4 protein-coding genes are annotated in these 3,106 nt (G+C 65.2%); 1 reads left to right on the top strand and 3 read right to left on the bottom strand.

What is annotated here, in order from left to right:
* Window positions 1-834 (top strand): diguanylate cyclase (locus ABI213_RS06490; protein ID WP_348026482.1); only part of this gene is annotated, 834 nt, incomplete at its 5' end.
* A gap of 59 nt (window positions 835-893) precedes the next feature.
* Here ABI213_RS06490 and ABI213_RS06485 read toward each other — a convergent pair.
* From ABI213_RS06485 to ABI213_RS06475, 3 genes are all read right to left on the bottom strand, one after another.
* The gene (locus ABI213_RS06485) at window positions 894-1,055 is read right to left on the bottom strand and encodes a hypothetical protein (protein WP_348004875.1); all 162 of its coding nucleotides are present in this window, start codon (window positions 1,053-1,055) and stop codon (window positions 894-896) included.
* Window positions 1,056-1,060: 5 nt separating this feature from the next.
* A complete protein-coding gene (locus ABI213_RS06480) occupies window positions 1,061-1,948 on the bottom strand; it encodes a response regulator (protein WP_348004874.1) in 888 nt (295 codons plus the stop codon).
* Between the two features lie 4 nt (window positions 1,949-1,952).
* On the bottom strand, window positions 1,953-3,106 hold a 1,154-nt coding region (locus ABI213_RS06475; RefSeq protein WP_348026480.1), incomplete at its 5' end, for an ATP-binding protein.

Below are 3,106 nucleotides of genomic sequence, written 5' to 3'. Positions count from 1 at the left end.
TTCAACCGCAAGATGGGCGAGATGCGCCCCTGGTTCACGCTGGAAGAAGGCCGGGGCCTGACCCACGAGGCCTTGGTGCGCATCGGCCTGCGCCAGGGCTTTCCGCACGAAGCCATGGGCCGCGAAGAAGAATGGCTGGCCACGCATCTGGCCGAGCGCGGCCAGCGCGCCATGCCCGAGGTGCGCTCGTACCCGATCGGCGTGTGGATGCATGCCTACGAGTCGCGCACGCCGTCGGGCTACATCGTGGCGGTGCGGCTGGACATTACCGAAATGGTGCTGCAACGCCAGGCACTGGAGCTGGCCAACCAGCGCCTGGCCCAGCTGTCGGCCACCGACGGGCTGACCGGCATCGGCAACCGACGGCATTTTGACGCGGTGCTGGCCACCGAATGGCTGCGCGGTGCCCGCCAGCAAGAGCCGCTGGCCCTGCTGATGATCGACATCGACCACTTCAAGCTCTATAACGACCACTACGGCCACCTGGCGGGCGACGCCTGCCTGCGCCGCGTGGCCCGGTTGCTGGCCACCTGCGTGCGCCGCGCGGGCGAGCTGGTGGCCCGCTACGGCGGCGAAGAATTTGTGCTGCTACTGCCCGGTACCGACCAGGACCATGCCCGGCTGGTGGCCCAGCACTGCATGGATGCACTGGCTCTAGAGCGCATACCCCACGCGGGCTCCCCCACCGCCGATTTTTTGACCCTCAGCATCGGTGTAGCCCACACCGTGCCCGATGCCGAGCGCAAGCCCGACACGCTGGTGTATGCGGCCGACACCGCCCTGTACCGGGCCAAAAATGCTGGGCGGCAGCAGTTTGATATAAGCCAGTTCTAGGATTTTTAGGCCTCCAGGGCGCATAAAAACTGCGTTGACAGCTATTCAAACCATAGCAATCAATGCGCTTTGTCCCAGTTCGGCCCCACGCCCACCTCGGCCTCGGGGACTTCGAAGACCCATTCGTTGTGGACCTGCTGGACCATTTTGGTGCCGCGCTTTTCGTCGTTCAGCGCCTTCTGCACCACTATGCCTCGGTGCAGCTCCGCTGCCGAAGCCATAAAAGTCAGGTCTGTGGCAATAGCTGCCCGGCGATCGCAGTCGCTGCGGACCGCGTCTCTACGCCCAGCTTTTCGAAAATATGCTCTAAATGCTTGTTTACCGTGCGCGGGCTCATGCCCAGGATGTCGGCAATGTCGCGGTTGGTCTTGCCCTTGGCCAGCCACGACAGCACCTCGGTCTCCCGCGGCGTCAATGGCACCTCCGGCTGGCGCGGGTGGGCAGCGGCGTCTGCCGGGGCCATTAACAGCAACAGCGTCGTTTCGGAAAACCCGCTTTGTCCCATGTGCCTGGACACCAGGCGGCGCCCCCCGGGCATCGGCATCCACACCTCCGCCGCAGCTGTGGTGGACTGTAGCCAGGTGGCACCGGCCTCAAGGTCGTCCGCACCAAACGCACCGTCCAGCCAGCGCGTGGCTTGCGGCGAGCGCCAGGCGACACGCCCCTGGCCGTCCAGCACCACCGCCCCCATACCTGCCACGTCCACGGCTTCACGCGCCAGCCGCGTAGCCTGGGCATTGCGCACATGGGTGGCCAGGCGCGCCAGCACCTCGGGGATGCGCAGCGGTTTGACCACATAGTCCACACCACCGCTGGCAAAACCCTGCAGAATCTGCTCGGTTTCTGACAAGCCCGTCATGAACACCACCGGCACATGCGACCACGGCGGCGTGGCCTTGAGCTGGCGGCACAGCGCGAAGCCGTCCATGCCCGGCATCACGGCGTCCAGCAGCACGCCATCGGGTACGGCGATATCAAAGCGTTGCAGCGCCTCCTCAGCGTCACGCGCTACCAGCACGGCATAGCCCTCGGCGGCCAGTGCATCGCAGAGCATGCGCAAGGTGTCCAGGGCGTCGTCCACCACCAGAATCACGCGGCGGGCGGGGTCAGTCACAGACTTAACTTTCTGGTTCATGTTCAGGTTCTCGGAGATGGTCGGCCAGGGCCTGAAAGTCGAAGCGGTCGGCACAGGCTTGCAGCAGATGCAGGGTGTGGGTGTGGGCGGGCAGCTCGGTGCGGGCACGCGACAGCAGCTCGCGCAGCGCTGTGGCCTGGCCCTGCCGGGCCAGGCGGATCAGATCCTCCCGCAGACTGTCGGGCAGGGTGCTGGGATACGGAGCAACACCGGACGGTGGCTTATGCAGCAGCGACAAAGGCGTGTTGTCGCGTACCCATTCAAGCTGCAACGCACGCTCCAAGGCTCCCAGCAGCTCCGACTCAATCACCGGCTTACCTACAAAGCCCTGGCACTGCAACGCCGCCATGCGCTCGGGATGTTGGTCAAACAGATTCGCTGAAACAAAAACAATCGGCAGTTGCGTGGCGGCATACAGGCTGCGCAGCATCTCTGCCGTCTGCCAGCCATCCAGGTCGTCCATGGTGATGTCCAGCAACACCAGGTCGGGCAGCTGGTGTTGCACGATCTCCAGGCATTCGCGGCCGCTGGCAGCCTCTTGCACCACGAAGCCCATGGGCACCAGCAGGCCCGCCAACAGTTGGCGTTGCAAGGGCTGGTCGTCCACCACCAGCAGGGTACGGCGCGGCGCGATGTAGCCAATCACCGGGCGCAAGGCCACTGCCCGCAAAGGCGGCCGCGTGGGGTCGGATGGGATACCCGGCAGATACAGCCGCACGGTAAAGGTACTGCCCTGGCCCGGCGTGCTGGCAACCGACAGGTCGCCGCCCATAAGCTGGGTCAGTAAATGGGTGATGGTCAGCCCCAGCCCCGTGCCGGTTTCGCTGGCGCGGCGGCCCGCGCTGCCACGCTCAAAAGGCAAAAATATGCGCTCCTGGTCCTGCGGCGCTATGCCTATCCCGGTGTCGATCACCTCGATACGGGAGACATGCTGGCGAAAGTCCAACCGCAAGCGCACCTCGCCCTGCTCGGTGAAGCGTACCGCGTTGCCCAGCAGGTTGATCAGAATTTGCCGCAGCCGCTTGGCATCGGCCCTGATCCAGGCGGGCGCCGGGCCTTCCACCTGGATGGCGAAACGCAGGCCCTTGGCCTCGGCTTGCGGACGCAGCATGCCTTCCACGTCGTCCAACAGCTCGG

It is taken from the genome of Rhodoferax sp. (assembly GCF_039922535.1).
Classification (GTDB): domain Bacteria; phylum Pseudomonadota; class Gammaproteobacteria; order Burkholderiales; family Burkholderiaceae_C; genus Rhodoferax_B.
This window is presented reverse-complemented; position numbering and strand designations above follow the sequence as displayed.

What these genes read in the sequence shown, in the direction of transcription:
- ABI213_RS06485 (WP_348004875.1), bottom strand. Translation starts at nt 1,055, where the DNA reads ATGGCTTCGGCAGCGGAGCTGCACCGAGGCATAGTGGTGCAGAAGGCG.